Origin of the sequence: Priestia sp. YIM B13486 (genome assembly GCF_042787865.1) — a bacterium.
GTDB classification, from domain to species: domain Bacteria; phylum Bacillota; class Bacilli; order Bacillales; family Bacillaceae_H; genus Priestia; species Priestia megaterium.
In genome coordinates this window covers 344,249-370,063 of the sequence record NZ_JBHZOZ010000005.1, presented here as the reverse complement: position 1 = coordinate 370,063, position 25,815 = coordinate 344,249, and the positions used below count along the sequence as shown (strand labels likewise).

The 25,815-nt window shown below is 37.5% G+C and carries 25 protein-coding genes; 18 read left to right on the top strand and 7 right to left on the bottom strand.

The window, feature by feature from the left end:
- Positions 1-319 precede the first annotated feature (319 nt).
- From gyrA to dnaA, 6 genes are all read right to left on the bottom strand, one after another.
- Positions 320-2,830, bottom strand: a complete 2,511-nt coding sequence (gene gyrA, locus ACFX4G_RS16525) for a DNA gyrase subunit A (RefSeq protein WP_025752396.1) — start codon at positions 2,828-2,830, stop codon at positions 320-322.
- A gap of 126 nt (positions 2,831-2,956) precedes the next feature.
- Positions 2,957-4,873, bottom strand: a complete 1,917-nt coding sequence (gene gyrB, locus ACFX4G_RS16520) for a DNA topoisomerase (ATP-hydrolyzing) subunit B (protein WP_025752397.1) — start codon at positions 4,871-4,873, stop codon at positions 2,957-2,959.
- A gap of 240 nt (positions 4,874-5,113) precedes the next feature.
- A complete protein-coding gene (recF, locus tag ACFX4G_RS16515) occupies positions 5,114-6,232 on the bottom strand; it encodes a DNA replication/repair protein RecF (protein ID WP_043977615.1) in 1,119 nt (372 codons plus the stop codon).
- Between the two features lie 14 nt (positions 6,233-6,246).
- Positions 6,247-6,462 carry a S4 domain-containing protein YaaA gene (yaaA, locus tag ACFX4G_RS16510; RefSeq protein WP_013054822.1) on the bottom strand — a complete coding sequence of 72 codons (216 nt, stop codon included), beginning with the start codon at positions 6,460-6,462 and terminating at the stop codon, positions 6,247-6,249.
- Positions 6,463-6,562: 100 nt separating this feature from the next.
- Positions 6,563-7,699 (bottom strand): DNA polymerase III subunit beta, encoded by a 1,137-nt coding sequence (gene dnaN, locus ACFX4G_RS16505; protein ID WP_013054821.1) that lies wholly within the window; start codon positions 7,697-7,699, stop codon positions 6,563-6,565.
- 186 nt (positions 7,700-7,885) lie between these two features.
- Positions 7,886-9,229, bottom strand: coding sequence for a chromosomal replication initiator protein DnaA (gene dnaA, locus ACFX4G_RS16500; protein WP_028411911.1), 1,344 nt, complete (start codon positions 9,227-9,229; stop codon positions 7,886-7,888).
- Positions 9,230-9,983: 754 nt separating this feature from the next.
- Here dnaA and rpmH point away from each other — a divergent pair.
- The 10 genes from rpmH (at position 9,984) to ACFX4G_RS16450 (ending at position 19,194) form a co-directional block, all read left to right on the top strand.
- Positions 9,984-10,118, top strand: coding sequence for a 50S ribosomal protein L34 (rpmH, locus tag ACFX4G_RS16495; protein WP_013059930.1), 135 nt, complete (start codon positions 9,984-9,986; stop codon positions 10,116-10,118).
- Positions 10,119-10,228: 110 nt separating this feature from the next.
- Entirely contained in the window at positions 10,229-10,582 is a 354-nt protein-coding gene (gene rnpA, locus ACFX4G_RS16490; RefSeq protein WP_013059929.1) for a ribonuclease P protein component, read from the top strand.
- A 115-nt stretch (positions 10,583-10,697) separates the two neighbouring features.
- On the top strand, positions 10,698-11,462 hold the full coding sequence (gene spoIIIJ, locus ACFX4G_RS16485; RefSeq protein ID WP_013085568.1) for a YidC family membrane integrase SpoIIIJ: 765 nt from the start codon (positions 10,698-10,700) through the stop codon (positions 11,460-11,462).
- Positions 11,459-12,088: an RNA-binding cell elongation regulator Jag/EloR gene (gene jag, locus ACFX4G_RS16480; RefSeq protein ID WP_097824957.1), complete on the top strand. Its 630-nt coding sequence runs from the start codon at positions 11,459-11,461 to the stop codon at positions 12,086-12,088. Before spoIIIJ ends, jag begins: the two co-directional genes overlap by 4 nt.
- Before the next feature lie 308 nt (positions 12,089-12,396).
- Positions 12,397-13,782, top strand: a complete 1,386-nt coding sequence (gene mnmE, locus ACFX4G_RS16475; protein WP_377575733.1) for a tRNA uridine-5-carboxymethylaminomethyl(34) synthesis GTPase MnmE — start codon at positions 12,397-12,399, stop codon at positions 13,780-13,782.
- Between the two features lie 22 nt (positions 13,783-13,804).
- Positions 13,805-15,694 carry a tRNA uridine-5-carboxymethylaminomethyl(34) synthesis enzyme MnmG gene (gene mnmG / locus ACFX4G_RS16470; protein WP_013059925.1) on the top strand — a complete coding sequence of 630 codons (1,890 nt, stop codon included), beginning with the start codon at positions 13,805-13,807 and terminating at the stop codon, positions 15,692-15,694.
- A gap of 30 nt (positions 15,695-15,724) precedes the next feature.
- Positions 15,725-16,441, top strand: coding sequence for a 16S rRNA (guanine(527)-N(7))-methyltransferase RsmG (rsmG, locus tag ACFX4G_RS16465; protein ID WP_013085565.1), 717 nt, complete (start codon positions 15,725-15,727; stop codon positions 16,439-16,441).
- Between the two features lie 135 nt (positions 16,442-16,576).
- The gene (gene noc / locus ACFX4G_RS16460) at positions 16,577-17,452 is read left to right on the top strand and encodes a nucleoid occlusion protein (protein ID WP_013059923.1); all 876 of its coding nucleotides are present in this window, start codon (positions 16,577-16,579) and stop codon (positions 17,450-17,452) included.
- Between the two features lie 118 nt (positions 17,453-17,570).
- Positions 17,571-18,353: a ParA family protein gene (locus ACFX4G_RS16455; protein ID WP_013085563.1), complete on the top strand. Its 783-nt coding sequence runs from the start codon at positions 17,571-17,573 to the stop codon at positions 18,351-18,353.
- Positions 18,325-19,194, top strand: coding sequence for a ParB/RepB/Spo0J family partition protein (locus tag ACFX4G_RS16450; RefSeq protein ID WP_013059921.1), 870 nt, complete (start codon positions 18,325-18,327; stop codon positions 19,192-19,194). Before ACFX4G_RS16455 ends, ACFX4G_RS16450 begins: the two co-directional genes overlap by 29 nt.
- A gap of 32 nt (positions 19,195-19,226) precedes the next feature.
- On the opposite strand, the gene yyaC is transcribed toward ACFX4G_RS16450, so the two are convergent.
- Positions 19,227-19,847 carry a spore protease YyaC gene (gene yyaC, locus ACFX4G_RS16445; RefSeq protein WP_013059920.1) on the bottom strand — a complete coding sequence of 207 codons (621 nt, stop codon included), beginning with the start codon at positions 19,845-19,847 and terminating at the stop codon, positions 19,227-19,229.
- Positions 19,848-19,934: 87 nt separating this feature from the next.
- Between yyaC and ACFX4G_RS16440 the strand changes: the two genes are divergently transcribed.
- From ACFX4G_RS16440 to ACFX4G_RS16405, 8 genes are all read left to right on the top strand, one after another.
- Entirely contained in the window at positions 19,935-20,948 is a 1,014-nt protein-coding gene (locus tag ACFX4G_RS16440) for a YkvI family membrane protein (protein WP_377575721.1), read from the top strand.
- Positions 20,949-21,015: 67 nt separating this feature from the next.
- The gene (locus ACFX4G_RS16435; protein WP_013085559.1) at positions 21,016-21,909 is read left to right on the top strand and encodes a mechanosensitive ion channel family protein; all 894 of its coding nucleotides are present in this window, start codon (positions 21,016-21,018) and stop codon (positions 21,907-21,909) included.
- Between the two features lie 14 nt (positions 21,910-21,923).
- Complete coding sequence (locus ACFX4G_RS16430; protein WP_013059917.1) at positions 21,924-22,121, top strand: DUF951 domain-containing protein; 198 nt, start codon at positions 21,924-21,926, stop codon at positions 22,119-22,121.
- Positions 22,122-22,291: 170 nt separating this feature from the next.
- Positions 22,292-23,392, top strand: coding sequence for a redox-regulated ATPase YchF (gene ychF / locus ACFX4G_RS16425; protein WP_013059916.1), 1,101 nt, complete (start codon positions 22,292-22,294; stop codon positions 23,390-23,392).
- A 189-nt stretch (positions 23,393-23,581) separates the two neighbouring features.
- A complete protein-coding gene (gene rpsF / locus ACFX4G_RS16420) occupies positions 23,582-23,869 on the top strand; it encodes a 30S ribosomal protein S6 (protein ID WP_053487843.1) in 288 nt (95 codons plus the stop codon).
- A gap of 48 nt (positions 23,870-23,917) precedes the next feature.
- Positions 23,918-24,418, top strand: a complete 501-nt coding sequence (gene ssb / locus ACFX4G_RS16415) for a single-stranded DNA-binding protein (protein WP_013059914.1) — start codon at positions 23,918-23,920, stop codon at positions 24,416-24,418.
- 66 nt (positions 24,419-24,484) lie between these two features.
- On the top strand, positions 24,485-24,724 hold the full coding sequence (gene rpsR, locus ACFX4G_RS16410) for a 30S ribosomal protein S18 (protein ID WP_013059913.1): 240 nt from the start codon (positions 24,485-24,487) through the stop codon (positions 24,722-24,724).
- A 138-nt stretch (positions 24,725-24,862) separates the two neighbouring features.
- Entirely contained in the window at positions 24,863-25,807 is a 945-nt protein-coding gene (locus ACFX4G_RS16405; protein ID WP_043977601.1) for a YybS family protein, read from the top strand.
- Positions 25,808-25,815: the final 8 nt, after the last annotated feature.

Here is a 25,815-nt window from a genome sequence, read left to right as displayed (position 1 = left end):
CATGTATTAGGCACGCCGCCAGCGTTCATCCTGAGCCAGGATCAAACTCTCCGAAGAAATGTTTGACTTGCTCAATTTAAAAAATAAAAATTAACGTTGACGTTTACTATTTCGTTCAGTTTTCAAAGAACTCTTGTCTTAAAGCGACTCCTATATAATAACACTTTATAAGAATCGTTGTCAACACTTTTATATAACTTTTTTAAAACTACTAAAAAAGTTATATATGTTTTGCTGACTTTTTATATATTACCAAAATCAAAAGCCTATGGCAAGGTTTTTTACATAAAAAAAGCCCCTGCTTTTTCAGGGGCTTTTTTTATTCTTCTGTTTCTTCAGCTTCAATTATTATATCTGTCTCTTCATGTTCATCTAATTCATCTAAAACTTCGTCTTCATCTTCTGAAGTTTGTACTTTTGCAACCGTTGAAACAAACTCTTCGTCTCCTAAACGGATGACTTTGACACCTTGTGTGTTACGGCCCATTTGTGAAATATCTGAAACAGAAACACGGATAAGAACGCCGCTTACTGTGATAAGCATAATATCTTCTTCTTGAGATACGCATTTCAGTGCGACAACATCACCATTTTTATCAGTGATATTACATGTTCTTAAACCTTTACCGCCTCTTGTTTGTACACGATATTCTTCAATCGGCGTACGTTTTCCGTAACCATTTTTTGTAATGATCAAGACATCTGATTGTTCTTCGAGAATCTCCATACCGATTACTTCGTCTTCTGAATCGAGAGTGATCCCTTTAACTCCAGTGGCTGTACGTCCCATTGAACGAACATCATTTTCATTAAAACGAATTAACATACCCTTCTTCGTTCCAATAACCATATCGCGCTTACCATCTGTCAATTTAACAGAAATCAATTCATCTTCTTCTCTTAAATTCAAGGCGATAAGTCCGCTATTTCGAATGTTCTCAAAAGAAGATAAAGGTGTACGCTTAGAAATTCCTTGTTTTGTAGTAAAGAATAGATACCAATCGTCTACAAATTCATCGACGCGAATGATGGCATTTACCCACTCACCCTTGTCTACTTCTAACAAGTTAATAATAGGTATCCCTTTAGCCGTTCTTCCGTACTCTGGAATTTCGTATCCTTTCGTACGGTAAACTTTTCCCTTATTTGTAAAGAAGAGAATCGTATCATGAGTAGAAGTTGTTAGAAGATGTTCAACAAAATCATCTTCGTTTGTATTCATTCCTTGAATACCTCTTCCGCCTCTTCGCTGACTCTTATACGTAGAAACAGGCAAACGTTTAATATAGCCGTTGTGCGTTAAGCTAATAACAATATCTTGGCGAGGAATCAGATCCTCGTCTTCGATAATTTCAGCTCCTCCGCTTACGATTTCTGTTCGACGGCCGTCATTGAATCTTTCTTTTACTTCTATTAGTTCTTCTCTAATAATTTCTAATACTTTTTCTTCATCTGCTAAAATAGCTTTTAATTCAGCAATTAGCGCTAATAAAGATTGATATTCTGCTTCAATCTTCTCTCGCTCTAATCCTGTTAAACGCTGTAGGCGCATATCCAAAATAGCTTGCGCTTGTTTTTCAGATAACGAAAACTGCGTCATTAATCCTTCACGTGCAATATCTGTTGTTTGAGAACCTCTAATTAAAGCAATAACAGCATCTAAATTATCAAGAGCAATCTTTAAACCTTCTAAAATATGCGCACGTGCTTCTGCTTTTCGAAGTTCAAATTCAGTACGACGACGAATAACCACTACCTGATGGTCTAAGTAGTACTGTAGACATTGCTTCAAGTTCAATACTTTTGGCTGTCCATCTACTAATGCAAGGGTATTAATACCAAAACTTGTTTGAAGAGATGTCTGCTTATATAAATTGTTTAATAAAACATTTGCATTTGCATCACGTCTTACTTCAATAACAATACGCATACCTGAACGGTCAGACTCATCTCGTAAATCCGTAATTCCATCAATCTTCTTATCACGGGCTAGCTCAGCAATTTTTTCAATTAGCTTTGCTTTATTTACTTGGTATGGAAGTTCATGAACAAGAATAGTTTGTTTACCATTGCTTTGTTCTTCAATTTCTACTTTTGCGCGAACAATAATAGAACCTTTTCCGGTTTCATAAGCTTTACGAATTCCGCTGCGGCCAAGAATTTGTCCTGCAGTTGGGAAATCCGGACCTGGAATAATCTCCATTAACTCTGCAATTGTGATATCAGGGTCTTGACTTACAGCTAAAACGCCGTCGATGACTTCCCCTAACTGATGCGGAGGAATATTTGTCGCCATACCTACCGCAATTCCGGCTGAACCGTTTACAAGTAAATTTGGAAATCTAGCAGGTAATACAATTGGTTCACGTTCAGAACCGTCATAGTTATCTTGGTAATCAATTGTGTCTTTATTGATGTCACGCAGCAGTTCCATCGAAACTTTTGACATTCTTGCTTCTGTATAACGCATAGCTGCTGCTGCATCTCCATCAACAGATCCAAAGTTTCCATGACCGTCAATTAGCATATAACGATAGCTAAAATCTTGTGCCATACGAACCATTGTTTCATATACAGCTGAGTCACCGTGTGGGTGATACTTACCAATTACTTCTCCTACGATACGAGCTGATTTTTTATATGGCTTATCCGATCCCATACCTAAATCATTCATTGCATATAAAATACGACGGTGCACAGGCTTAAGTCCGTCTCTTACATCTGGTAAAGCACGCGATACAATTACGCTCATTGCATAATCTAAAAAGGATGCGCGCATTTCTTGACTAATATTTACTTCTCTTATTTGAGAGTTTGGTTTATCTGACATCGATAAGAACCTCCTTCGCGAAGTTCAGTATAGTAATTCATATATATGTAAACGCAGGATAGAACCTATCTCTATCCTGACGTTTATATACCCTTTATAAAAAATATAAAGGGTATTACCGTTCATTTAAATATCAAGATTTTTTACGTACTGAGCATTTTCTTCAATGAAATTACGGCGTGGTTCTACTTTGTCGCCCATTAAAATTTCAAATGTCTCATCAGCTTCAATTGCATCCTGCAAGTTCACCTGAAGAAGGGTACGGAACTCTGGATCCATTGTTGTTTCCCATAATTGTTCAGGATTCATCTCTCCTAAACCTTTGTAACGCTGAAGGTTTGGTTTTGCGCCTTCAGGGAAAGAAGCTAATACCTCTTCTAATTGACGATCGTTGTACGCGTACTCCACTTTTTTACCCTGTGTAACTTTGTAAAGAGGCGGCTGGGCAATGTAAACATATCCGTGCTCAATAATCTGTCTCATATAGCGATAGAAGAACGTTAGAAGAAGCGTACGAATATGGGCACCGTCTACGTCTGCATCTGTCATAATCACAATTTTATGGTAGCGGGCTTTCGAAATATCAAAATCGTCACCAATACCCGTTCCTAGAGCGGTAATGATTGTACGAATTTCGTTATTAGATAAAATTTTATCTAAACGCGCTTTCTCTACGTTGATAATTTTACCACGTAAAGGCAAAATAGCTTGGAAATGACGGCTTCTTCCCTGCTTAGCTGAACCTCCTGCAGAGTCACCCTCTACTACATAAAGTTCGCTAATAGAAGGATCTTTTGATGAACAATCTGCTAATTTACCCGGTAAGTTTGAAATTTCAAGCGCGCTTTTACGGCGTGTAAGCTCACGAGCTTTTTTAGCCGCCATTCTTGCTCTTGCAGCCATTAAACCTTTTTCAATTACCTTTTTCGCCACAATAGGATTCTCTAGCAAGTAAGTTTCTAAGTGTTCTGCAAACACAGAGTCAGTAATTGTTCTTGCTTCACTATTTCCCAGCTTTGTTTTTGTTTGTCCTTCGAACTGCGGATCTGGGTGCTTAATAGAGATGATAGCTGTAATTCCTTCACGAACATCTTCACCCGTTAGATTGGCGTCACTGTCTTTAAATACGCTGTTTTTACGTGCATAGTCGTTAATTACACGCGTTAACGCTGTTTTAAATCCTGCTTCGTGCGTTCCACCTTCATATGTGTGAATGTTGTTTGCAAAAGAATATAAATTACTTGTATAGCTATCGTTATATTGAATAGCAATTTCTACAGAAATGTTGTCTCGATTACCTTCAATATAGATGGGCTCTTCGTGAATCACTTCTTTCGAACGGTTTAAGTGTTCAACGTAAGACTTAATTCCGCCTTCATAGTGATATTCACGTCTTTTATCTTCTTCACGTTTGTCTTCAATCGTAATTTTAATGCCGCGATTTAAGAAAGCTAACTCACGCAGACGATTAGCTAACGTGTCAAAATCGTATTCAAGCGTTTCTGTAAAAATTTCACTGTCTGGACGGAATTGAATAACAGTACCTGTTTTATCTGTTTCTCCAACTACTTTTAAGTCAGCAGCCGGTACACCTCGTTCATATTTTTGATAATGAACTTTACCGTCACGATGTACGTGCACTTCCAAAGAGGTAGAAAGTGCGTTAACAACTGAGGCACCTACACCGTGTAATCCACCAGATACTTTATAGCCGCCGCCGCCAAATTTACCTCCGGCATGAAGAACCGTTAAGATAACTTCAACGGCAGGTCTGCCCATTTTTTCTTGAATACCAACCGGAATTCCACGACCGTTATCTTTGACTGTAATACTATTATCCTTTTCGATAATAACATTAATTTCATCGCAATAGCCGGCCAGCGCTTCATCAATACTATTATCTACAATTTCCCATACAAGATGATGTAAACCCTTTGCGCTCGTCGATCCAATATACATCCCCGGACGTTTACGAACAGCTTCTAATCCTTCTAATACTTGTATCTGATCAGCTTCATATGCTTGTACTTCTTTTTGTTCCATCGTCAAATGTATCACCTACACTTTTTTTTAACAGCAAACTGCTGTATTTATCATTTTGTATTATGTTTTTCGAATATTATGTGGAAATAATACGGAGCCTTTAATGTATTTGCAATTTGTTTACTTACGCACAAAATTTTCATAATCGAGGGTACGAGTTGAAATATATAGACTTAAAACTATAATGATATCATATTTCAGTTAGATTGCCTTGCGAAAAGTTTTTAGACAGATCAATTGCTATTTGACCTTTTGAATTTGGCCAGCTTCTACGTGGTATGTAGCGGCTTTTTCTAAGGTCTCGTGATGAATTCCTTCAATGCTCGTTGTCGTTACAAACGTCTGAACTTTTCCTTGAATGGTATTTAGCAAGTGTGATTGACGAAAATCATCTAATTCAGACAATACGTCGTCTAAAAGCAAGATTGGATATTCACCTACTTCTTGATGAATTAACTCAATTTCAGCAAGCTTTAACGATAAAGCAGTCGTCCGCTGTTGCCCTTGTGAACCAAATGTTTGAACGTCTTTTTCATTAACGTAGAAAAGAAGATCATCACGGTGTGGTCCTGCTAAGGTGACACCTCTATCAATTTCTCTACTTTTTATTTTATCAAACTTTTGATGATATGCTTCTAACATTTTCGACAAATCTGCATCTTCTGATACATCAATTGAATTCTTATACTCAATTTTTAATGTTTCTAAGTCTCGACTGATCCCTTTATGAATAGGCTCTGCCCACTGTTGGAGTAACCGTAAAAACTCAAAACGTTTTTTTAAGATTTTCGCCGCCATTTCACTTAACTGTAACGTAAGTACGTCTAAAAGTGAAAGATCCGTTTGTTTTTTTGTCTGCAGCTGCTTCAAATATTGATTTCTTTGTTGCAAAATCTTTTGATACCTGCTTAAATCATGCATGTAAACAGGCGAAACTTGACCAATCTCCATATCGATAAATTTGCGCCTTACTTGCGGACTCCCTTTAACTAAGTTCAAATCCTCCGGAGCAAACATGACAGTGTTAATTGACCCTATATATTGACTGAGTTTTTTCTGCTCAATGTGATTATATTTTGCTTTTTTCCCTTTTGTTGAGATGACTAAATCCAGTGTAACAGGCCCTCTATGCTTTTCTACAATGCCAGATAGCTTTGCATACTCACAGTCCCATTTAATTAATTCTTTATCGTTGGATGTACGATGAGATTTAGCCATAGATAATACGAAGATCGATTCCATCACGTTTGTTTTACCCTGTGCGTTTTCACCCAAAATGACATTTACTTTATTTTCAAAAGGAATCGTTGTCTTCGTATAGTTTCGGTAATTTGTTAAAGTAATTTCTTTAATATACAAACGTTTCACCAACTTTAAGTAATGACAACAAATGATCCTGCAGCCGGTATATCCACTTCGTCATTTGCATATAATTTACGTCCGCGGCGCTCTTCTAGCTCCCCGTTTACATATACTTCGTGCTCACTTAAAAACCATTTTACCATTCCGCCTGTTTGAATGACGTCTGCTAGTTTTAAAAACTGGCCAAGCGTAATGTATTCAGTTGAAATTTTAACTTCTGTTTTCATGCGACTCTCTCACTTTCTAATGATGTACCTCTATTTTACTAAATAATTCTCCTTGAGAAAAGAAAGCTACTAGTACGGCATGCTAGTAGCTTTCTGAGATTTAATATGTTCGCACTGGTAAAATCAGCTGCAGCATTGAATCATCCTCTAATGTTCGAATGACAAATGGACGCATCGCACCAGTGAAGTTAATTTTGATATCTGTTCCTTCGAGCGCTTTTAATGCGTCTAACATATATTTTGCGCTAAAAGAAATTTTTAATTCTTCTCCTGAGATAGACTGACTTTGTACCTCTTCAATTACTTTTCCGATTTCAGGAGAGTTAGAAGAAATTTCAACAATTCCCTCATCCAGCGTAGATAGTTTTACTACGTTGTTTCTTCCTTCACGAGCTAATAAAGAAGCGCGGTCAATCGATTGCAAGAATTCTTTTACGTTCAATATAACATCCGTTTTACTATCAGCTGGGATTAATCTTGAAGTATCAGGATAATTTCCGTCCAACAATCTTGAGAAAAATAGTAAATGTTTTGTTTTAAATAATACTTGATTTTCCGTGATAACAATGTCTACTAATTCATGAGAATCATCAAGGATCTTACTGAATTCACTTAAACTTTTACCTGGAATAACCACATTATACGTTGCTTCATTTCCAGTTTCAATGGTCGCTTTTCGCAAAGCTAGGCGGTGGCTGTCAGTGGCAATGCACGTTAATTCTTTGCCATCGACTTTCCAGTTTACACCTGTCAAGATAGGTCGTGTTTCTGAGGTGGACACCGCAAAGACAGTTTGTCGAATCATGTTTTTTAATAAGTCTGTCGGTAATCTAAACATATTGTTTTCTTCGATCTGTGGCAAATGAGGATACTCTTCTGCATCTAAACCGTTTAAGTTAAATTCAGCTTTTCCTGAACGAATGATTGTTAAGAAGTGACTTTGGACGTCTAATTCTACAATGTCTTTAGGAAGCTTTTTGACGATTTCACTAAAGAAACGAGCTGGGAGAACAACGCTGCCTGGTTTTTGGATATCAACAATCTCTTTTCCTTCTTCTTCGTTTGGAATAAACGATTCAATCGAGATATCGGAATCACTTCCTGTTAAGGTAACACCTTCTTCAGTCGCTACAATTTTAATCCCCGTTAAAATTGGAATGGTTGTTCTAGAAGATACAGCTTTCATAACGTCTTGAACGCTTTGAACTAGATAGTCTTTCTGTATGATAAATTTCATAATAATTAATCCTCCTTAAAAGTAGGTTTAAAAGCTTATTATTTATTATATTTTAAGATAGTAGTAGTAATAGGGGCTGTGGAAATGTGGATAACCCCTAAAAACGTGAGAACACAGCCTATCCACATGTGGACAGACTGTGTACAATCCTAACTCACTTATACACAAAATACAAGTAAAAAAAGCCTATATTTTTAGTGATTCACTTATTTCTTTAATTTGTTTTTGTAGGTCAGTATCTGTTTGAACAAGTTTTGAAATTTTTTCATGAGCATGGATGACAGTAGTATGGTCTCGCCCGCCAAACTCTTCTCCAATTTTAGGCAGCGAAAAATCTGTTAGTTCGCGAGAAAGGTACATGGCAATTTGTCTAGGAAACGCTACTGACTTTGTACGTTTCTTCGCTTTAAAATCATCTAATTTTATATTAAATTCTTGTCCAACAATCTGTTGGATGTCTTGAATCGTAATAACCCTAGGTTTTGAACTAGGAATGATATCTTTTAATGCTTCTGCTGCTAAATCAGCGTTTATATCTTTATTAATTAGTGAAGAATAAGCTACTACACGAATAAGTGCGCCTTCTAATTCTCTGATATTTGAATCAATCTGATTGGCGATATAAAGCATAACTTCATTTGGAATAACTAAGCCGTCCGCTTTTGCTTTTTTACGCAGAATAGCAATTCGTGTTTCCAAATCTGGTGGTGTGATATCTGTAATAAGGCCCCATTCAAAGCGAGAGCGAAGTCGATCTTCAAGTGTAGGAATTTCTTTCGGCGGTCGATCACTTGAGATGACAATCTGCTTGCTTTCTTCGTGAAGCGTATTAAACGTATGGAAAAATTCTTCTTGTGTCTGCTCTTTACCTGCTAAGAATTGAATATCATCAATCAGTAAAACATCTACATTACGGTATTTGTTGCGGAATTCTACTGCTTTATTGTCACGAATAGAGTTAATAAACTCATTTGTGAATTTTTCAGATGATAAGTACACGACTTTCGCGGCAGGATTATGATCTAACACATAGTGGCCTATGGCGTGCATTAAGTGTGTTTTACCTAATCCTACTCCCCCGTAAATAAAAAGCGGATTATACGCTTTAGCCGGCGCTTCTGCTACTGCTAAAGAAGCTGCATGCGCAAACCGATTTCCAGATCCGATAACAAATGTATCAAAGGTATACTTCGAATTTAGCATGCTTTGAGGAAATTCTGCTCCTTCGTCTTTATTGACTTTCTTTTTAGGAGTTTGAATATCGAATTCTTCCTCGGCCTGGTTAGGAGGAATAATAAATTTTACATCTAACTCTTCCCCCGTAAGATCATAAAGCGTTTCAGCAATTAAATTAGAATACCTAGATTCTAACCAGTCCCGTGCAAAATCATTAGGCGCAGTAATAATGAGCGTGTCTCCTTGTAAAGCATGAGCTTTTGTCGATTTGAGCCACGTTTCAAAACTAGGTTTGCTTAATTTTTTTTCAATTTGATCTAAAGCTCTATTCCATAAATCATGAATGTTTTCCAACGAGCAATCCCTCCTTTTTCTAGCTTTTATGCGCTTTGTACAACTCTTGTACAACCTGTACAAAACCTTATGCATAAAAAATTTATATTTATACAATTGCTATTATGTGGGTAAATATATATTATAGAAGAAAGCCGACTATTCGACAGATTCCACATGGTGTGGATAACTTTATACAGTGATAGTGGAAATGATGTCCACAAGTTGTCCACAGTCTGTGGATAAAAACCAACTGTGGAAAAGTAATTAAGAGTGAAAACAAAAATATAATATCAAAGAATTCGGCATGATGCAATGAATTTTCGAAACTTATCCACAATCACTACACCTTGTGGAGAAAAGTTTTCCACAACACAAGATAGTGTGCATGAGTTGTCGATAAGAAATGGAAAAGTAGAAAAATGTCGAAAAAACTTATCCACAAAGGTTTAAGAGAAGAATTTGAATAAAAAAGAGGCTTTTTATAACATTTATTGTTGTAGTTTTGTTCAGTAATGATGCGATCACAGCTGGTAGAGAAAGAAAAAGAGATGAAAAGGAAAAATTTTTTCTTTAATAAATCAATGAATTTTATTGATTAGGTATAGACAATTGGGTTATAAAGATATTAGAATGAAGAAGATTGAGTAAAACAGATAATGAAACCAAGAGATTGAAAATTTTATTTTTTAAATAACATTGACATCTTCTTAGTCTTTTCATTATAATTGCAAGGACTGTCTTTTTCAGTTATTCCTCGAGGAGGTGTTTATAGATGAAAAGAACTTACCAACCAAACAAACGTAAGCACAGTAAAGTACACGGTTTCCGCGCTCGTATGAGCTCAGCGAATGGACGTAAAGTTTTAGCTCGTCGTCGTCGTAAAGGAAGAAAAGTATTATCAGCATAATAGACCACTGACGCCAGTGGTCTTTTTTCGCTTTATAAGACTAAAATCACCTCTGTTCCTGTAGGGACTACATAAAAGCATGACCTGAAAAAGGGCAGGAGTTGTTAAAAATGAAAAAAAGATATCGTATAAAAAAGAATGATGAATTTCAAACAGTTTTTAAAAAGGGCAAGTCCGTAGCGAATCGCCAATTTGTCTTGTATGTTCTAGACAAACCGGATCAAGAACATTTCCGCGTAGGATTCTCCGTGGGCAAAAAGATTGGAAATGCCGTGACTCGTAATCGAGTTAAGCGCCTTGCTAAACAAATTATGTTTGAATTCACACCGTATTTGAAGCAAGACAAAGATTATATTGTAATTGCAAGGCAGCCTGCTGCAACAATGAGCTATGAAGAAATTAAAAGTAGCTTGCAGCATGTCTTTAAGCGTGGCAAATTACTTACACATAGACAAAACGATTAATAAACAATAGAAGAAAAGCCTTTAATAGCTGTTGTTTTTCTACCGCATCCTTATATAATGGATTTTGACGCACTTTCAGAATTGAAAGGTGAACATGTAGAAGGAGGAAAAACAGGTGAAGAAGAAGTTGTTTTTAGGGATAACGCTTATCTTTCTATTAACTGTTTTAGCGGGTTGTACGGAAATTAACCAACCTATTACAGATGATAGTAAAGGTTTTTGGAATGAGTATGTTGTGTATCCGCTGTCATTAGTCATTACGTATCTGGCGGAGGTATTTAAAAGCTATGGAGTTGCGATCATCGTTGTCACAATCCTGATTCGCTTACTTATTCTACCGCTTATGATTAAACAGATGAGAAACACGAAAGCAATGCAGACACTTCAGCCCGAAATGCAGAAGTTAAAGGAGAAGTACAGTTCAAAAGATGCCCAGACGCAGCAGCAATTGCAGAAAGAAACGATGGCATTATTCCAAACTTACGGAGTAAATCCTTTAGCTGGGTGCTTCCCAATTCTAATTCAAATGCCCATTCTTATTGGGATTTTCCACGCGATTACACGAACGTCAGAAATCGCAAACAACAGCTTTTTATGGTTTGATTTAGGTGCGCGTGACCCGCTATTTATCTTACCAATTGTCGCAGGAATCACAACGTTTATTCAGCAAAAGATGATGATGGCCGGAAATGCAAATCAAAATCCTCAAATGGCTATGATGCTTTGGGTTATGCCGATTATGATTGTGGTTTTTGCAATCAATTTTCCAGCCGCCTTATCTCTTTATTGGGTAGTGGGAAATCTATTTATGATTATTCAAACCTACTTCATTAAAGGGCCAGACTTAAAACAAGCGAATATTGAAGGGGTTAAAAAATGAACGAAATCACAATTACGGCCCAGACGATTGAAGCTGCTGTTCAAGAAGCATTAGATGCTTTAGAAGTAGAGCGAAATCAAGCAAATGTAGAAATAATTGAACCAGGCAAAAAAGGATTTTTAGGAATCTTTAAGGGAAAACCTGCAGTTGTAAAAGTTACAAAAATAGTTGACCCTGTAGAGGAAGCGGTTCATTTTATTACAAATGTTAGCCGTGAAATGGGGATTTCGATTCATACGAACGTCAAAAAGACCTCGAGAAACTGCATAATTGAGATTAGTAGCGATTCTGCGGGAATGTTGATTGGAAAACATGGACAAACCCTTAATGCGCTCCAGCTTCTCACACAACTGGTAGCTAATCGATACAGTCAGCAATTTTTAAATGTTGTATTAAACCCAGAAGGCTACCGAGAAAAACGAAAAGAAATGGTCGAAAAACTGGCATTAAAAATAGCAAATCAGGCGATTAAAACGAATCGATCTGTTCAACTAGAACCAATGCCTTCGCATGAAAGAAAAATGATTCACCAAGTGTTAGCTAAAAATTCTTTAGTTGAGACACACTCTGTCGGGAAAGAACCAAAAAGAAGTATTTTGGTTCAGCCCGTCGGAAAAAAGCACTAGCAAAATGCGCTAGTGCTTTTTTATGTTTACTTTTATCAAGCTAGCGTTCAAAAAATCAAGTTACATACGTTGTTATTCACATGTGGATAAGTTAAAATAGTACATACTGCCTGTTTTTCTTACTGTGTATAACAGAAGAACGTTAGAGATGTTCCAAATCGGTGAATTGTGGTATTCTATTTATTTGGTTCATACAAATTACGGGCCTTAAAATAGATGTTTTTGTTCGTGGAAAATTGTTAACGATGATAGTATATAACATCGTTTAAAATAAAAGGTTTATAAAATGAAATGAGGTGAAGTTGGTGCTGGATTTTGATACAATTGCGGCCATTTCTACACCAATGGGAGAAGGAGCTATTGCCATCGTCCGCCTGAGTGGTGAAGAAGCCATTACGATTGCAGATCGTATCTTTAAAAGCGTTTCGAACAAACGATTAACAGACGTAGCTTCTCATACTATTCACTACGGTCATATCGTAGATCCCAAGACAGAGCAAGTCGTCGAAGAAGTGATGCTTTCCATTATGAAAGGTCCCAAGACATTTACTAGAGAAGACATTATTGAAATTAACTGTCACGGAGGAATTGTATCCGTTAATCGTGTGCTGCAGTTAGTTATTGCAAATGGTGCCCGTTTAGCTGAGCCGGGTGAGTTTACAAAACGAGCGTTTTTAAATGGTCGAGTAGACTTGTCACAAGCAGAAGCTGTCATGGATTTAATTCGTGCCAAAACAGATAAAGCGATGAATATGGCGATTGGCCAAATGGAAGGGCGTTTGTCCAAGCTAGTACGTCATTTACGGCAGGAAATTCTCGAAACACTTGCCCATGTAGAAGTAAACATTGACTACCCAGAATATGACGATGTAGAGGAAATGACTCACCAAGTATTGATCGAAAAAGCTTCAAATGTACGCCAAGAAATTGATAAGCTTCTTCAAACCTCTCATCAAGGAAAAATTTTAAGAGAAGGATTGGCTACGGTTATTATTGGACGTCCTAATGTAGGGAAATCTTCTCTTTTAAATAGTTTAGTGCAAGATGCAAAGGCCATTGTCACAGACATTCCTGGAACGACGCGAGATGTAATCGAAGAGTACGTCAATGTGCGAGGAGTTCCTCTGCGATTAGTTGATACAGCTGGAATTCGTGAAACAGAAGATATTGTAGAACGAATTGGTGTGGAACGCTCCCGTCAGTACTTGAAAGAAGCAGATTTAATTTTGCTTGTGTTGAATTTTAATGAAGAACTAACGGACGAAGATAAAAAGCTATTTGAAGCTGTAAAAGGCATGGACGTTATCGTGATTGTGAATAAAACAGATCTTGAGCAAAAAATTAATCTAGAGGAAGTGCAGCAATTTGCTGGTAATCATCCAATAGTGACGACTTCGCTTCTTCAAGAACAAGGAGTAGATCAGCTTGAAGAAGCAATCGCAGCTCTTTTCTTTGGAGGAACAATTGAATCTCAAGATTTAACATATTTATCTAATACGAGACATATTGCGCTTTTAACGCAAGCAAGAGGAGCTATCGATGAGGCCATCACAGGCATTGAAAGTGGTGTTCCAATCGATATCGTCCAAATTGATTTAACAAGAACGTGGGAACTATTAGGTGAAATTATTGGTGATGCTGTTCACGAAAGCTTAATTGATCAGTTATTCTCTCAATTCTGTTTAGGAAAATAGATTATTAAAGGAGGCTACTATTATGCAATATGAAGGTGGACAATATGATGTTATTGTCATTGGAGCAGGTCATGCAGGTTGTGAAGCGGCACTTGCTTCTGCGCGTATGGGTGCTAAAACGTTAACGTTGACCATCAACTTAGACATGGTGGCGTTTATGCCCTGCAACCCTTCTGTAGGGGGTCCTGCAAAAGGTATTGTCGTACGTGAAATTGATGCTCTTGGCGGAGAAATGGGTAGAAATATCGATAAAACTCATATTCAAATGAGAATGTTAAACACAGGAAAAGGTCCAGCTGTTCGAGCACTTAGAGCTCAAGCGGATAAATTTGCTTATCAGCATGAAATGAAAAAAACGTTAGAAAACGAAGAAAATCTAACGCTTATGCAAGGTATGGTAGAACAATTAATCGTAGAAGACGGTGTATGTACGGGCGTTGTCACTCAAACGGGAGCTGTGTATAAAGCTAAAACAGTTGTTATTACGACAGGGACGTTCTTACGCGGGGAAATTATTTTAGGTGAACTAAAATATTCAAGCGGTCCTAATAATCAACAACCGGCTATTAAGCTTTCTGAACACTTAGAGGAGTTAGGGCTGGACATGGTCCGTTTTAAAACAGGAACTCCACCTCGTGTTAATAGCTCAACTATTGATTACAGCAAAACAGAGATTCAGCCTGGGGATGATGTGCCTCGTGCTTTCTCATACGAAACAACACAGTACATTACAGATCAACTGCCTTGCTGGTTAACATATACAAGTGAACAAACTCATCAAATTATTGATGATAACCTTCACTTATCTCCTATGTATTCTGGGATGATCAAAGGTACTGGACCACGCTACTGTCCATCTATTGAAGATAAGGTTGTGCGCTTTAATGATAAACCGCGCCACCAAATTTTCTTAGAGCCAGAAGGACGAAATACGCAAGAAGTATATGTTCAAGGACTATCAACAAGTCTTCCTGAGCACGTACAGCGTCAAATGCTTGCGACAATTCCGGGTCTTGAAAAAGTCCAAATGATGCGTGCGGGCTATGCTATTGAATATGATGCAATTGTTCCGACTCAGTTATGGCCAACGCTTGAAACGAAAAAAATTAAAAATCTTTATACGGCTGGACAAATTAACGGAACCTCTGGTTATGAAGAAGCTGCAGGCCAAGGTCTTCTTGCTGGAATTAACGCGGGAAGAAGAGCCCTGGAACAAGAAGAAGTCATCTTAGGACGTTCTGATGCTTACATCGGTGTATTGGTGGATGATTTAGTAACAAAAGGAACAAATGAACCGTATCGTCTGTTAACGTCTCGTGCAGAATATCGTTTATTGCTTCGTCATGATAACGCTGATTTACGCCTTACTGAAATTGGTCGTGAACTAGGATTAATCAGCGATGAGCGCTATGCTAAATTTGAACAGAAGAAAGCGGAAATCGAGCAAGAGAAGAAACGTCTTTTCTCCTTTATTATTAAGCCGAACGAAGCTGTTCAACAACTGATTAAAGAAGCTGGCGGCAGCGAATTAAAAGATGGCATTCGTGCGACAGATTTACTTCGCCGTCCTGAAATGACATATACTCATATTCATCAATTAGCACCAGCTGATGAGACGGTAGATCCTGAAGTAGCTGAACAAGTAGAAATTCAGGTGAAATACGAAGGATATATTCAGAAATCACTTCAGCAAGTTGAACGCTTGAAGAAGTTAGAAAACAAAAAGATTCCTGATTATATTGATTATGATGCAATTAACGGTTTAGCTACAGAAGCACGTCAAAAATTAAACCAAGTGCGGCCACTAACGGTAGCGCAAGCTTCACGTATTTCTGGAGTCAACCCAGCTGATATTTCAATCTTGCTTGTTTATATTGAACAAGGGCGCATCGCTAAAGTATCAAATGATTAAAACTCTTAGGCGCGAAGAAAGGGAAACTCAATGAATATTCAACAGTTTCAACAGCTATTAGAAGAAAAGGGAATTTCTCTTTCTTCTAAACAGCTGAATCAATTTGAAAAGTATTATCAAGTTTTAGTGGAATGGAACGAAAAAATGAATTTAACTGCTATCACTGATCACGGTGAAGTGTATGAAAAGCATTTTTACGATTCTATTTCAGCTGCTTTTTTTCAAGACTTTACAGAAATTGAATCCATGTGTGATGTAGGTGCAGGAGCAGGATTTCCAAGTATTCCGATCAAAATTTGCTTCCCGCATTTGCATGTAACAATCGTTGATTCGTTACAAAAGCGTATTACGTTTTTAACGCATCTTGTAAATGAGCTTGAACTAGACAATGTCACACTATGTCATGATCGAGCTGAAACATTTGGTAAAAAAGAAACGATTCGCGAGTCATTCGATCTTGTAACGGCAAGAGCCGTCGCACGTATCTCGGTTCTTAATGAATTTTGCTTACCGCTTGTTAAAGAACAAGGACGCTTTTTAGCAATGAAAGGTGCTTCTGCCCCAGAGGAATTGAAAAATGGAGAAAAATCATTCCAAGTATTAGGCGGAAAAGTGAAGTCGATTGAACATTTCCAATTGCCTTTGGAGCAAAGTGAACGTTACATTATTTTAATAGACAAAATCAAGAAAACGCCTAAAAAATATCCTAGAAAACCTGGTACCCCAGTTAAGCTTCCACTAGAGTAGACATTAAATAGATAGAGAAGAGAATGTTTCATATGAAACATTTTCTTCTCTATATTTTCTGTTTAGAAAGCAGGATATGGTTAAAAAACATCGAATTAGTTTAAGGCGGGATTTTCCTGAAGGTGGTGTGGGACTATGAAATCTGCTTTTTCACGTTTTTTTAATTTAAAGGAAAAAGATGAGGATATTCATGTAGAGATTGAAACTGTCCAAGATGAAAATGTCGAAAAAGTTTTAAGAGATGAAGTAAAACAAATTAGGGTTTCAAGTATTATTCCAAATCGTTACCAGCCGCGTACTGTGTTTAATGAAGCAAAAATTGAAGAGCTAGCTCTGACTATTCATACACACGGTATCATTCAACCTATTGTGGTTCGACCGACTGAGGGCGAAGAATACGAATTAATTGCTGGAGAACGCCGTTGGAGAGCTGTACAAAGCTTAGGATGGGATACGGTTCCTGCAATTGTGAAACATTTTAACGATACAGAAACGGCCTCTGTGGCTTTAATAGAAAACTTACAACGTGAAGAGCTAACGGCTGTCGAAGAAGCACTAGCCTACGCAAAGTTAATTGAGTTACATAATCTTACCCAAGAGGCATTAGCTCAACGTTTAGGAAAAGGCCAATCCACAATTGCAAACAAGCTTCGTTTGTTAAAGCTTCCTGTTGAAATACAAGAAGCAATCAAACAAAAATTGATTACAGAGCGACATGCAAGAGCGCTCATTCCCCTCAAAAATCAAGAAAAACAACTTCAAGTATTAGCTGAAATTATTGAAAAACAATTAAATGTAAAACAAACGGAAGATCGAGTAGTTAAATTGTTAGAAACGCAGGTTAAAAAGCCAAAAGCAAAAAGAAAAGCGTTTAGTAAAGATACGCGCATCGCAATGAATACAATTCGTCAATCCTTGACAATGGTTAGTGACAGCGGTATTTCATTAAACACGGAAGAAGAAGAGTTTGATGAGTATTTTCAGTTTACTATTAAGATTCCGAAAAAATAAAGAAATAGCCCTCATCTTTTTTTTGATGAGGCTTTTTTATCAAAGTTTTTCGTCAGAAAATTCAATGAGCAATTAAACTGTCTGGACAAATGGGATGGAAATGAAAGTAGGTGACAACATGGGGAAAATTGTGGCAGTTGCGAATCAAAAAGGCGGAGTTGGAAAAACAACAACCGCTGTTAATTTAGGAGCTTGTTTAGCTGAACAAGGAAAAAAGGTTCTACTTGTAGACGGAGATCCCCAGGGTAACGCTACGAGTGGAGTTGGCATAGATAAAGCAGATGTAGATGAATGTATTTATAATGTAATCGTGGAAGATATGGAAGCTAAGAACGTTGTTCGTTCAACAGCCGTCGGAAATTTATCAATCATTCCCGCGACCATTCAATTAGCTGGTGCAGAAATTGAATTAGTGTCCACCATTTCACGTGAAGTTCGACTTAAGAGAGCTTTAGAAACGGTGAAAGATCACTTTGATTATGTTATTATTGATTGTCCCCCTTCTCTTGGTTTACTGACATTAAATGCGTTAACGGCAGCTGATTCTGTTTTAATACCTGTACAGTGTGAATATTATGCGCTTGAAGGGTTAAGTCAACTGCTAAATACCGTTAGATTAGTCCAAAAACATTTGAATAATCAACTGCGTATCGAAGGTGTGTTACTGACTATGCTTGATGCACGCACAAATTTAGGACTTCAGGTAACAGCAGAAGTGAAGAAGTACTTTCAGGATCGCGTTTATCAAACGATTATTCCTCGAAATGTTCGTTTGAGCGAAGCACCTAGTCATGGTGAACCAATTATCTTATATGATGCAAGATCTAGAGGGGCCGCAGTTTATACGGAACTTGCAAAGGAAGTGATTTATAATGGCGAAAGGATTAGGGAAAGGAATTAATGCCTTATTTTCAGGCTTAGATGCACAGGCTGATGATTCAATTCAGGAAGTTGCTATTCACGAACTCAGACCCAACCCCTATCAACCACGTAAAACGTTTAATAAAGAAGCAATTAATGAGTTAAAGCAATCCATTTTACATCATGGCATCTTACAGCCTATTGTAGCTCGCAAAAGCATTAAAGGCTATGAAATCTTAGCGGGTGAAAGACGATTTAGAGCTGCTAAAGAAGCCGACCTTGCTACTGTTCCTGTCATTATAAAAGACTTTTCAGAAAAGCAAATGATGGAACTAGCTTTGTTAGAAAATTTACAGCGTGAAGATTTGACGCCAATTGAAGAAGCAACCGCTTATCAATTGCTTATGGATAAGCTCGATATGACACAGGAGCAACTTGCTACACGACTGGGAAAAAGCCGACCTCATATTGCTAACTATGTTCGCCTCTTGCAGTTGCCTGAGGAAATTCAAACCCTCATTTCTACTAATGAATTGTCTATGGGCCACGGCCGTACGCTAGTCGGTTTGAAAAATAAAGCTCTTCTACCTAAAGTCGTTGAAAAAATACGCAAGGAACAATTGAATGTTAGACAGCTAGAGGCTTATATTGCCCACTTAAATAAAGCCGTTCCACGTGAAACATCAAAAACTAAAAAAGATAAAGATTTATTTATAAAACAAAGTGAAACACAGCTTCGTGAGCGTTTTGGTACCTCTGTTCATATTACACAAAGCAAGAAAAAAGGAAAAATTGAAATCGAATTTTTCTCTAAAGAAGATTTAAACCGTCTTCTTGAATTATTTAACGATCTTTCTCAGACTAACAAATCTTCTGTATAAAAAAGGTTGTCCTAGTTTTAGGACAACCTTTTTTATTGTTTATAATGTCTTACAGGTTGGTAAACCGAAGAATTATTAAACTCTTTCTCTCGTTCGTTGTGCGCAGTCTCAATACTTTTCGCGATTAAATCGGCAATGCACATAACGAGGTGAAGCCTCGTATTTTGCAAGACGAAAAACTCCATAAATCCGCTCACGTTGACAACCCCTGTTATATGAATATCCCCGACTGGCGGCAATTCTTTATTAACTCCTGCTCCTGGTTTAACGGGTCCTATTCCAAGTGATGCAGAGCCTACGCTTTTCATACGACCTAAACAAGCATCAATTCCAATAATAAAAGGATTCGGGAAAAGTTTTTGAATATGTTTTAACGTTTCTTTCAAATTAACAGCATGAACAGGCTCTTCTAACGTTCCAAAAATGTGAAAAGACGAAACCTTCTTTTCATTCAATTTCGTTCCGACTAATGGACCCAATGAGTCCCCAGTTGAACGGTCCGTTCCAATACATACAAAAACAATTGGTCTGTCTTTCTGTGCTGGAAGTAAAGATAGTAACTGTGTACTCAGCTTCTTTGTAGCAGATTCTTCATCATGAAATACGCGGGTTGAATGTTGTGTCTTCTCAAAGAAGGGAGATTTTAAATTCATAGGGTCCACTCCTTATACATAATAGTAACAGTATACGAAGATTTTGAAGATTCTATACATTATATTTCATGGATTGGGGGAAAATCGATGTGGAGAGCAGGATGTAAATGGATATTCTTAATTATGGGAACCATGATAGGCGCTGGGTATGCTTCAGGGAGAGAGCTATGGCAGTTCTTTGGCGAAGAAAGCGGACTTGCTATTTTTCTATTTTCTATTATTTTTGCGATTTCTTGCAATGTGATTATGCAAATCAGCTATCGCTACCGAACCAATCAATTTTATCCAGTACTAATTGAATTAATAGGAAAGAGATGGGCTGCAGCCTACGATGTTTTAATCGTTTTTTATTTGTTTACGACGACGGTGATTATGATCGCGGGCGGCGGGGCGACATTGGAAATGTGGCATGTTCCTTACTGGTGGGGAATTGGCGCTCTTAGTGCGTTTATCGTCTTTGTTTTTTCAAGAGGATTAAATGGGCTTCTTTCTATCAATTCTTTCGTTATGCCAATTTTAATGATTGGACTAGCTGGCGTACTTCTTACATTTGTTTTACGTCATCCTGGAGTAACTGATTGGCATCTTCAGCATAATTGGCCTGCTGCTTTTACCTTTACGGCTTTAAATATTCTTCCTCTTGTCGCGGTATTATCTACAATTGGAAAGGAAATTAAAAGCAAAAAAGAGATTTATATTGCAAGTGTTGGCAGTGGTTTTTTATTAGGAGGGCTCTCCTTTATTTATAATGAATCGCTTATTCAAGTTTCAGGCCTTCTTTCTTCTTATGAAATTCCATTATTCGCTATTCTGAAAGACTTTCCTTATACGATGCTGTTTTTGATGAGCATTGTTTTGCTCATTGCAATTTATACAACAGCCGTATCGGGAATCTTAGGACTGACCACGCGTTTTCATACTGAAAGAGTGCAATCTCTTTGGAAACTGGCAGCCTGCTGGCTACTTTTAATGATTCCCTTTACAAAGTTAGGTTTTTCTACTTTGATTGCTGTTTTGTATCCAATGTATGGAATCGTCAATTTATTTTTAGTAACAGCCGTTCTATTGTATCCATTTCGAAATCGCTACAAAAGTTCGTAGAAACTTGCTACAATAGATTAAAACTTTCTCGTATGTAGAGTATGTTACGATAGGAGCTACATGTAGTATGAATTCGTTGACGTCAGTTTTTAAGAACGTATTTGAGCCATTTTTTCAAGAAGAAACGTGGGCACATATTGGAGAAGGCTTCATAAAAATTCTGTTGATTCTGCTTATTTCCATGTTTTTAATTCGAATTGGAAAGCAAGCGTTAAATAAATTTGTAGAGGTTCGCACAAATAGCCCTCTGCGTATTTCTGAGCGACGAGAAGCTACGATGGTCCGTTTGCTTCAGAATGTTTTTTCTTATGCTATTTATTTCGTTGCGGGAGTTATGATTTTAGAAACATTATCGGTAGATGTTCGAGGATTGCTAGCGGGGGCTGGAATCGTAGGGCTCGCGGTAGGGTTTGGTGCTCAAAACTTAGTGAAAGACATCATTACGGGATTTTTTATTATCTTTGAAGATCAGTTCTCCGTTGGGGATTATGTTCGAGTAGGAACATTTGAGGGAACTGTAGAAGAAATCGGTCTGCGAACAACAAAGATTAAGAGTTGGACAGGCGAGATTAATATCTTGCCCAATGGCAGTATTGTGGAGGTCACTAATTTTTCGTTACATAACAGCGTAGCTTTTGTTGATGTAAGCATTTCTTATGAAGAAAACATACAAAAAGCAGAAAAAGTGATTTTAGAGCTGCTAGAAGAATTACCAAGCCGCTATGAAGATATGGTTAAAACGCCTGAATTGCTGGGGGTTCAAAATATCCATGCAACTGAAGTCACAATGAGGATTACAAGCGAAGTAAAACCAATGAGACATTTCCATATTTCTCGTATGATTCGTAAAGAAGTGCGTACAAGGCTAAATGAACATGGCATTGAAGTTCCATTTCCTCGTATGGTTATGTATAATCGTACAGAAGAAGCACAGCATTCGTCGACGTTGAAAGGGAAATAAGGAGGAGAGAGTTGATGACGGAAAAAGAATTTGGTTTAAATGACGTTGTGGAAATGAAAAAACCTCATCCTTGCGGTACAAATGAATGGAAAATCATTCGAATGGGAATGGATATCCGCATTAAATGTGAAGGCTGCGGCCATAGCGTAATGATTCCAAGACGTGATTTTGCACGTAAAATGAAAAAAATTCTTGTAAAGCATGAGGAATAACCTCATGCATTTTCTATGTTTATGCCTTATACTGTAAGGTGGGACAAAATGAAGCATCTTAAAGCGGTGTTACTAAAGGTTCTTTATTAAACTTGTATTTCAAAAGTTGACTCACTATAATTGTGACAGGTTAACTTGTTTCGGATATATAAAGAGGAGTGAATAAATATATGGCTTTAACAGCTGGAATTGTTGGTCTTCCGAACGTTGGGAAATCAACATTATTTAATGCAATTACACAAGCGGGCGCAGAATCTGCGAACTATCCTTTCTGTACGATTGATCCTAACGTAGGTATTGTAGAAGTACCTGATCATCGTCTTCAAAAACTTACAGAGCTTGTAAAACCTAAAAAAACAATTCCAACAGCATTTGAATTCACAGATATCGCTGGAATCGTAAAGGGTGCTAGTAAAGGTGAAGGACTGGGAAATAAATTCTTATCTCATATTCGAGAAGTAGATGCGATTTGTCACGTTGTGCGTTGTTTTGAAGATGAAAACATCACGCACGTTTCAGGAAAAGTAGATCCTATTTCAGATATTGAAACAATTAATTTAGAGTTGATTTTAGCAGATTTAGAAACGGTAGAGAAGCGTATTGGCCGTGTTCAAAAGATGGCTAAACAAAAAGATAAAGAAGCAATGTATGAATACGAAATTTTAGAGAAACTAAAGAATGCATTTGAAAGTGATCAGCCAGCTCGTGCTGTATCATTTACAGAAGAGCAAATGAAACTAGTAAAACAATTTCATTTGCTAACGATCAAACCTATTCTTTATGTAGCAAACGTTTCTGAAGATGAAGTAGCGGATGCATCTGCTAACGAATATGTAGCAAAAGTGCGCGAGTATGCGGCAAGTGAAGGTGCAGAAGTGATTGTTGTTTGTGCACGCATTGAATCTGAAATTGCTGAGCTTGAAGGAGAAGAAAAAGCAATGTTCCTTGAAGAACTAGGCATCGAACAGTCAGGTCTAGATCAGCTTGTACGTGCAGCGTACGACTTACTTGGATTAGCTACGTACTTTACAGCTGGTGAGCAAGAAGTACGCGCATGGACGTTTACACAAGGTATGAAAGCTCCTGAGTGTGCAGGTATTATTCATACAGATTTTGAACGCGGATTTATTCGCGCAGAAACGGTGTCATATGAGGATTTATTAGCTGCCAAAACAATGGGAGCAGCTCGTGAAGCTGGAAAAGTACGTTTAGAAGGAAAAGAATACATCGTAAAAGACGGAGACGTTATGCATTTCCGCTTTAACGTATAAGATTAAAAGCCGAAAGGAGATATCTTCTTTCGGCTTTTGTCGTTGGCTAAAATATTAGCATATATTTACGAAACAGCCCGCAATGCGTATTGCTTTGCCTATGGTAGTGTGCTATAATTTTAATTCGTGAGTAATATTTTATTGCTCCTTGCCCATTTCGGGCCGTTAGACCAAAAGGAGGTGACAGTGATGAGAAAGTATGAAGTAATGTACATCATCCGTCCAAGCATTGATGACGAAGCAAAGAAAGCATTAGTTGAGCGCTTTAACGGCGTATTAACTGATAATGGTGCTGAAATCGCAAATGTTAAAGAATGGGGTAAACGTCGTTTAGCATACGAAATCAATGATTTCCGTGACGGTTACTACATGATTCTTGACGTGGCGGCTAATTCAGAAGCAGTTTCTGAATTTGATCGTCTTGCGAAAATCAACGAAGACATTATCCGTCATATCGTTGTTAAACAAGAAGCATAATTAAACGTTTAAATAAATTGGGTTTTATTTCCTTAAGGAGTGGTTCTGATGATGAATCGCGTAATTCTCGTAGGACGCTTAACCAAAGATCCTGAATTACGTTATACCCCGAGTGGAGCAGCGGTTGCAACATTCACTTTAGCGGTAAACCGCACATTTACAAATCAGCAAGGTGAACGTGAAGCTGACTTCATCAACTGTGTTGTATGGCGTCGTCAGGCTGAAAATGCAGCCAATTTCCTTAAAAAAGGAAGTTTAGCTGGTGTTGATGGTCGACTACAATCTCGCAGTTACGAAGGACAAGACGGTCGTCGCGTATACGTAACGGAAGTTGTAGCGGAAAGTGTGCAATTTTTAGAGCCGAAAAGTGGCGGTGGGGATACGCAACGCAGTAACTTTGCTAACACTGGAGGATCTGGACAAGGCTCTCCATTTGGAGATAATCAGAACCGTAACTCAGGTAATCAAGGTTATACTCGCGTTGATGATGATCCATTTGCAAATAATGGCGAGACAATTGACATTTCAGATGACGATTTACCGTTTTAATTCGCAGTAGATTATCCGGAGTATAAAATTTTATAGAAACTTTTAAGCGGAAGGAGGCGTATCAAAATGGCAGGTGGACGTAAAGGTGGACGCAACAGACGTCGTAAAGTTTGTTTCTTCACAGCAAACGGCATCACTCACATCGATTACAAAGATGTAGATATGCTTAAAAAATTCGTTTCAGAGCGTGGTAAAATTTTACCTCGTCGTGTAACTGGAACAAGCGCTAAATACCAACGTAAATTAACGATCGCTATCAAACGCGCTCGTCAAATGGCATTATTACCATATGTTTCTGGTGAATAATGAACGGTGTAAAAAGAGGCAGTAAGGATTCCCTTACTGCCTCTTTTTACATTACATAGGTGCTCTTTTGTCAAATAGTTGCTTCTTATGAATTGAATCGATAAAATAAATAATAGTCTATATCAACGAGGTGAAGTTGTGAAAGGAATTCGATATATTACAGAAGGAGCAGCTCTTTTAGCGCTGTTTGTGGCGCTGTTGCTTTTTTCACTATACATACCTGTTGTGGGAACCATTTTTCAACTAGCGCTAGCTGTTCCATTTATTGTGTATACCGTTCGTCATGGGTGGAAAAAGGCAATATTATTTTTAGTAGTAGGGTTGTTATTGACTTTGTTATTTGGAAATGTGTTGACCCTTCCTTTTACATTTGTATTTGGTATTGGTGGATTAGCAATAGGAATGCTTTACCGACAAAAACAAAAAAGGTATACCATTTTACTAGGCGGCACGGTTGCATTTAGTTTAGGTTTACTTTTATTGTTCGTAGGAGCAAACATCGTTTTTAATGTTAATCTAATGGAGCAAATAAATAATGCTTTAGATCAATCGATTAATCAAAGTATTGAAATGATGAAAAGTTTAGGACAAGACGTTAAGGAATCTCAAATTGACCAAATGAGAGATGCATTTGATATGTTTAAAAATCTGTTGCCTCTATTAATTGTTATGGGTGGAGTTATTCTGGCCTTTTTCTCTCAGCTTATTGCTACACCTATTCTTAAAAGAACAGGTTATGAGGTGCAAGCATTCCCGCCTTTTCGTGAATTTAAACTTCCTAAAAGTATTCTATGGTATTATTTGATTGCATTAATTTTATCCTTCCCATCTTTTAATATTGAACAAGGTACATTTATGTACGTAGCTATTATCAACATCGTGATGGGACTGCAAATGCTAGTCGTGTTACAAGGGATCTCTTTTATTTTCTATTTCTCACATCAAAAAGGGTATGCCAAAGCAATTCCAATTGTTGTAACAATTTTAGCATTAATTATTCCAATTATCCTTCAAATTGTGCGCATCTTAGGTATAATTGATTTAGGATTTAATTTAAGAAAACAATTAGACACAAAAAAGTAGATATTGTG